Annotated in this window: 7 protein-coding genes and 1 pseudogene; 6 read left to right on the forward strand and 2 right to left on the reverse strand. The window is 61.5% G+C overall.

Going from position 1 to position 6,158, the window contains the following annotated elements; translation table 11 throughout:
* Positions 1 to 17: 17 nt before the first annotated feature.
* From ABIB45_RS22260 to ABIB45_RS22275, 4 genes are all read left to right on the forward strand, one after another.
* A complete protein-coding gene (locus ABIB45_RS22260; RefSeq protein WP_354218016.1) occupies positions 18 to 152 on the forward strand; it encodes a hypothetical protein in 135 nt (44 codons plus the stop codon).
* Between the two features lie 144 nt (positions 153 to 296).
* Entirely contained in the window at positions 297 to 932 is a 636-nt protein-coding gene (locus ABIB45_RS22265) for a DUF5134 domain-containing protein (RefSeq protein ID WP_354218010.1), read from the forward strand.
* 239 nt (positions 933 to 1,171) lie between these two features.
* Positions 1,172 to 1,495 (forward strand): DMT family transporter, encoded by a 324-nt coding sequence (locus ABIB45_RS22270; RefSeq protein WP_354218011.1) that lies wholly within the window; start codon positions 1,172 to 1,174, stop codon positions 1,493 to 1,495.
* Entirely contained in the window at positions 1,495 to 1,872 is a 378-nt protein-coding gene (locus tag ABIB45_RS22275) for a DMT family transporter (RefSeq protein ID WP_354218012.1), read from the forward strand. Before ABIB45_RS22270 ends, ABIB45_RS22275 begins: the two co-directional genes overlap by 1 nt.
* A gap of 26 nt (positions 1,873 to 1,898) precedes the next feature.
* On the opposite strand, the gene ABIB45_RS22280 is transcribed toward ABIB45_RS22275, so the two are convergent.
* On the reverse strand, positions 1,899 to 2,486 hold the full coding sequence (locus ABIB45_RS22280; protein WP_354218013.1) for a TetR/AcrR family transcriptional regulator: 588 nt from the start codon (positions 2,484 to 2,486) through the stop codon (positions 1,899 to 1,901).
* Positions 2,487 to 2,713: 227 nt separating this feature from the next.
* On the opposite strand from ABIB45_RS22280, the gene ABIB45_RS22285 reads away from it, so the two are divergent.
* Both ABIB45_RS22285 and ABIB45_RS22290 read left to right on the forward strand, forming a co-directional pair.
* A complete protein-coding gene (locus tag ABIB45_RS22285) occupies positions 2,714 to 3,124 on the forward strand; it encodes a cupin domain-containing protein (protein WP_354218014.1) in 411 nt (136 codons plus the stop codon).
* A 112-nt stretch (positions 3,125 to 3,236) separates the two neighbouring features.
* On the forward strand, positions 3,237 to 3,599 hold the full coding sequence (locus tag ABIB45_RS22290; RefSeq protein WP_354218015.1) for a cupin domain-containing protein: 363 nt from the start codon (positions 3,237 to 3,239) through the stop codon (positions 3,597 to 3,599).
* Between the two features lie 263 nt (positions 3,600 to 3,862).
* Here the strand turns inward: ABIB45_RS22290 and ABIB45_RS22295 are convergent.
* Positions 3,863 to 4,998: pseudogene (locus tag ABIB45_RS22295) on the reverse strand (IS701 family transposase).
* Positions 4,999 to 6,158: the final 1,160 nt, after the last annotated feature.

Genomic DNA, 6,158 nt, shown 5'->3' on the forward strand with positions numbered 1-6,158 from the left:
GCCTCGAAGACTGGCCCATCATGCCCCGCCAAAACATCGGCTTCATGCTCGAACCCCACGGCTTCTTCGACCAAAACCCCACCCTCAACCTCCCCGCCACCATCGAAGCCAACACCACCACCAACGGGCAGTGCTGCACCACCGATAAATAACCGGCCCAGCTACAGAGAAGCCAAGAACCACGTGAACTAACGCTGGAAACGAACAACCCTTAAACAGGCGGTCCCCGGTGCTGTAACAAAGCACCGGGGACCGCCTGCACCTAACCCAAAACCTGTAGCGAGAGTGTGATCCGCGTGTTCAATATCCCCGCAATTACCTGGACCCTCACAGTCGTCCTCCTGCTCAGTGGAAGCTACCACCTCCTGCAGGCCACCAAGCCACACCAACTCACCGACCGGGTCAACAACACCCTCCATGCCGTCATGAACATCCTGATGGCCGGCATGCTTTGGAACCTCGCGCCCTCCACCATGCTCGCCCAAATCGCCGTTCTCAGCGGCGCAGCCCTCTGGTTCATCATCCAGGCCGTCGCCCGGCCCGAATTCAAAATACTCTGCGCAGGCAGGCAGGACCGCCTGAAATGCGTTTATCACAGCTTCAGCATGGCCGGCGCCGCCCTCATGATCACCATGATGACAAGCCACATCGCCACCGGTCCCGCAGACGCGAGTCCATTGCCCAACACCCACCACGCAATGGCCCACCCACCAACCGGCGCAAACCTCGATCACCTACCCAGCCTCGCCAGTCCGCTGACAATCATCTTCGCAACCGCGGCAGTGGTCTTCATGGCCCTCCTGCTGCGCGACCGCAAACCGGCAACCACAGCCCCCAGCAAAACAGCCTCAAAGCACTCCACCCGAGAACAACACAGCCTCGAAGCCGTCGGCGCCGCCATTATGGCCGTGATGTTCGCCACCATGGCCTAAGTGCTGATCCCCAATGAACCCTGCGGCCAACTCCTTCAGCGAGGCCGGCGAACACCTCATCGAAAAGACTTGCGACTCAAGCCTCGAACTCGGAGAGTGCTTCTTCTGCACCGGACCCGAGACGGATTGAGTACGCAACACGGCCTGGGGCCTTCCGTTTCGGTTAGCGGAAGGCCCCGGCACCAACCCATAGGCCAGGCCCGCCGTCGGGCGCTGCAAGCGTGTCCCAAGGATCTGTCATGTCGTGGTTAATCCTCATTCTTTCCGGGTCACTGGAGGCCGTCTGGGCTGCCGCCCTGCACCGGACCTTCCAGGCCGCCGGCAGGCGCCGCATCGCCCCAGCGCTCCTCTTCCTGGCGTCCGTCCTCGGCAGCATGGCCGGCCTCGCCTTGGCCATGCAGTCCATCCCCACCGGCACCGCGTACGCCGTCTGGGTAGGCGTCGGCGTGATACTGACTTCCACTTACGCGATGCTCACCAAAGCTGAACGCCCGACGGCGGCGCGCCTGCTGCTGCTGACCGGCATCGCCGCGTGCGTCGTCGGACTGAAGGTGGTGGCGTAATGAGCAAACGTTCCGTTGCGTGGCTGCTTCTGCTTGGTTCCGCCGTGCTGGAAGCCGTCTGGGCGACGGCACTGGGCCTGTCCAACGGCCTCACAGTTCTCCTCCCCACCGTGGTTTTCGCCGTGACAACAACCCTGAGCATGATCGGCCTGGGCGCCGCCATCTGCAGCATCCCACTGGGCACCGCCTACGCCGTCTGGGTAGGAATAGGCGCTGCCCTGACCGTCGGCTGGGCCATGGCCACCGGCGCCGAACCCTTCAGCCTGTTGAAGGTGCTGTTCATCGCCGGGATCGTTGGCTGCGCGGCCGGGCTGAAGTCCCTGCCGGCGGACGCCACGTCCGACGCGGATCGTTCCGACGCCAGAGTCCCCGCCTGAGGCTCAGCCTAATTCTCCCGCGTTGTTCAGACGCCGGCTTTCATGAGAAGGGCATCAACCATCATGAAAAACTGGGCACGGTGGTCGGTAGCCTTCGGGTCGGTCATGTATTGAATGGCAGCCCCGTCGTAAATCATGAGAAAGAGCCTCACCAGCGTAGGGAAATCTATGAGGCACTGGTCACCGCTGCTTTGGGCTGCGGTAGAGAATATGTTTCCCAGTTCCACTTCATAGGCGGGATAAATTTTCGCGGCCAGCGGGCTGACAGCGGCATTACGTGTTGCCCACAGAATCAGTTCGATCTCGGACAGGATGTTTGCGGGCTCTTCCTCAAGTGCCCGCCAGTAGCCTTCGGCTACCTGTTCCACAGCTTTGCGAAGTCCCAAACGAACCGAGGCGCCGCTGGAAAAACGGCTCAGGTTCTTGAACCAGGCCTCGGCGGCCGCGTCCATGAGCTCTTCTTTATTGCTGAAGCAATAATGAGCCGTAGCCAACGGAGCATTAGCCTCCTTGGCTATAGCCCGAATGGTCACGGACTGGACACCCTCACGACGCATCAGTTCGACTGTGGCTGCAATTAGCTGTTCTTTTCGATCTTCAGCGGATACCCGCATAGCTCACTCTCCAAGCTCCCGTTTCGGTCCGACAGGGACACTTCCCTAACCCTATTGCTTGGCTAGAGAAAATAGGTTCGGGATAAATGGTTTAGAACGATTGACTTGGACACGCGTCCATGTAAAAGTATTCACACCGGAGTGACCTGCATCACGGTGATGCGATGTCGCTTAGATTCATCAAATCATCTCGCCATGCAGAACCCACTGAAGAAACGGTGAAGACAATGGTCACAACCATCCCTCAGCCCCCGACACTGACGACGAAGACTGCGATCGATTTCTGGCCCGCGCAGGCCCTGGCTCCTATGAAGGACCAATGGCAGAGCCTCCGCTGCAGGTTCATCAACTCCCATCCTGATGGCCCGTGGCAGGACTTTATCCTTTCAGAGTGGGAACTGGAGGCCTGCGCGTGGGAGGACTTCCACCCCCACACCGAGACGAACTACGTGCTGGAAGGCGAACTCCACATCGAGAGTGGAGGAGAGACCGTCATCCTTAAGCCAGGTGACTCAGCCCGCGTAAATCCCGGACGCATGGGGAGGTACTGGGCACCCGTCTACGCGCGGATGGTCACCATCTACGGACCCAACCCCGAAGGAGCGGAATCGCATTCATTCCGGTACTACGAAGTCTGAGCCCTTGCATTAATCCAAGTGCGGTCAATTCCGGCAGTTGCCCATGACCACAAAACCAAGACCCTATATCGGCTGGCCAACCGGTCGATAACCCTCACGAAAGGGCAAAAAAATGACACACAAGACTACCGGCGTTTCCGCAACCCTCATCCGCGATGCGAAGAACGTTACGGAGCTGGACGATTGGGGCCCGTGTCCTGAAGCCACCGGACAGCAGATGGACACTCGCGGGAGCTACCTCTGGAAGGACGGGAACGGTGCCGAATCCGGCATCTGGGAATGCACCGCAGGACCCTCCCGTTGGGTACTCGAAACAAATGAATTTGTGCACGTTCTTTCAGGCTCGATGACAATTACCCCCGACGACGGCGAACCCCAGTTAGTTGGTCCCGGCGACGCGATCTTCATCCCTCGGGGCTGGAGCGGTAACTGGGAGCTTCACGAGACGCTGCGCAAGCTCTACGTGATCTTCTGACAGGTACCGTCCCGCTAAGGCCCTCCCGGAACTTTGCTGACTCGACACGTGGCTTGGGCTACACCGACATCACAAGCCCCCGTACCTCCTAAGACTACAGTCGCGTTTATGGTGTTTGTCCGCGGGCCTTGTAATGACGTGTCGGGCTCGGTGTTGGTGTTTTCGTCGCCAGGTTGAGTGTTTCAGGACGTGTTTCGGTGTGGTGGTGCGGTGCCAGACGAGGCGGACGAGCAGCCGCCTGATTTCGGGCAGTGAGAGCCGGATCAGTTCGCCGTCGGCGGCGGAAGGGCCCCTTTTTTGGAGCGGATCACGGTCAGGAAAGCCTGGGCGAACATGGAGAGGGTGATGTGCCGGTACCAGCCGGTGTATTGGCGGACCTGGTAGTGGTCCAGCCCTGTTTCGCCTTTGGAGGTTTGGAAGGTTTCCTCGATCGCCCAGCGGGCGCCGGCGATCCACACCAGTTCGGCGAGGGAGACCCGGTTGGGGCCGTGGCAGATGTAGTAGGCCAGGTCGGTGGGGTCTTTCAGGGAGCGGCGGGCCAGCAGCCAGTGTTTCCCGGTTTCGGCGGGTCCGTTGATGCGGATCCGCGCCCAGGAGTATCGACGCTCGCCCTTGGTTCCTGCCCCTGCGGTGCGGGTCCGCCAGGCATTGGAGCGCAGGGAACCGATGAGTTTATCCGCGCGCCATTGCTCGCCGATCCCTGCGGTGGGGCGATGATGTTTTGGTTCACGGGAACGGCCAGCACGTAGTGCAGACCTCGGGCTTCCAGGCGGCGGCGCAGCCCCGTGTGCTGTCCGTAGACAGCGTCCCCGGTGGCCCAGCGGGCAGGGATCCCGGCATCCAGGGCGCGGTCGATCATGTCCGCGGCGAGCACCGGTTTCGTGCCGAATTACCTGGTTTTGGGGATCCCGGCCCGGGTGCATCTTTCCCGGTCATTCGTCCAGGTTTTGGGCAGGTAGAGTTCCCGGTCCAGCAGGGTGCGCCCGGCCGGGGCGGAGTAGGTCAGGAACACCCCGATCTGGCAGTTCTCCACCCGCCCGGCAGTGCCTGAACACTGTCGTGCGACCCCCGGCCGATCCGGTGCCCTTCTTGAGGAATCCGGTCTCGTCGATGATCAGGATCCCTTCGGGATCGCCCAGGTGGCGGTTGAGGTAGGTGAACAGATCATCCCGCACAGCCTCCGGGTCCCAGTCAGTGGTCGAGAGCAGGCGTTGCATGCCATCCGGGGTGCCGTGCCCGGCCCGTTCAGACAGGGCCAGGAGTTTTTCCGTTCCTCATCCGAGAGCAGCCCGCGCACATACCCAACAGCATTCCGCCGCGGTTCGGACCGGACAAACCGCGGCCCAATAAGATCGCCGATTTCCTCCAGTCCTTCGGCCCACTCTTCTACCTCCGCCACACAAATATCATCACTCACCACCAACGATTAACAGGCCACGACCGGAAAGTCCGATTAGACCGCCAAGGTTCGCCCAAAATAAACGCGATTGTAGTACTAAGCTGCGAAGGGGCCGCAGACAGGTCGATCCTGGCCGAACCACGGGCACCTGGTAGCACGTGCAGCCCGTGTGGTTTCGTGGTGCGGATCCCCTGTGGTGAGTTTCACGTCGAGGCGTGCGGCCGGATTCCCGTGGTCAGCGCTGCCGTTTTGACGCCGGCAATGACGCCGGTGCCGCTGCCTCTGTGCCAGTCCGGGTAGTCGTTCCCGCATCGTCCAGGAATCACGTCCGGCAACCGGGAGCTAACCCTCCAGGGGGCAGCGAAGTTAAGGTCACCAGGATCCTGACGACCCAATTCAAGCAGCATGGCTTCAGATGCGCCCTATGACTTCTGGCTCGCTGGCATCCCAAACGATGTCCTGCGGAACCCCAGGCGGGTATGCCATCCGGGCGTCGACCGCTGCAGCGCGTTGTTACTGATTCAAAGGCCTGACGCCTCTCCCGCCACGCCCTCCTGCCACCCCGCCGGCAACGGAGCAACCCCCGCATCGTCAAACGCAAGATGTCAGGCTGGCCACTCAAACGAATACCCAAACCAGGCATTCGCGCCGCCTAAGTGAACGGTATTGGGGCTAATGGCGCATCTGGGTGGAAGCGACAAGAGGCCTGGTGTGGACCAAATCCCCGGGTTGAGTGTGCTCGTAGCGGCGAATCACCCGGCCGGTGGTCCGGCCCAGCCATGACAGCCAGGCCGGCCGCCACAGAACCCCGCGCACCGTGGAGGGGGAATCCCCAGCAGGAAGCCGGGCGGCCCACCGGGACGCGGCGGTCACCGCTACGTGGAGGTGCTCGGGATGGGCCTGACGTGGACGCGGAAAACGAACCCGGTGGGCGATAAGGGCGCCCACCGGGTTCGTTCTTGCCTACTGTTACTCCGTCGAGCGGCCGACCGTACTGCAGCCATCTCCACAGGTCCTACATGCGCTGGCTCGGCTTATGCGGGGGTACCGGTGGTCGGCGGTGCGGGCGGGGTGATGAGGGTGGGGTGGTCGTACTCGTTGGAGTAGGCGAGGAAGCCCAGGTGGGCTTCGTAACGGATCAGCACGTCCTCCATGATCTG

This window comes from Arthrobacter sp. UYCo732 (assembly GCF_040547265.1).
Lineage (GTDB): Bacteria > Actinomycetota > Actinomycetes > Actinomycetales > Micrococcaceae > Arthrobacter.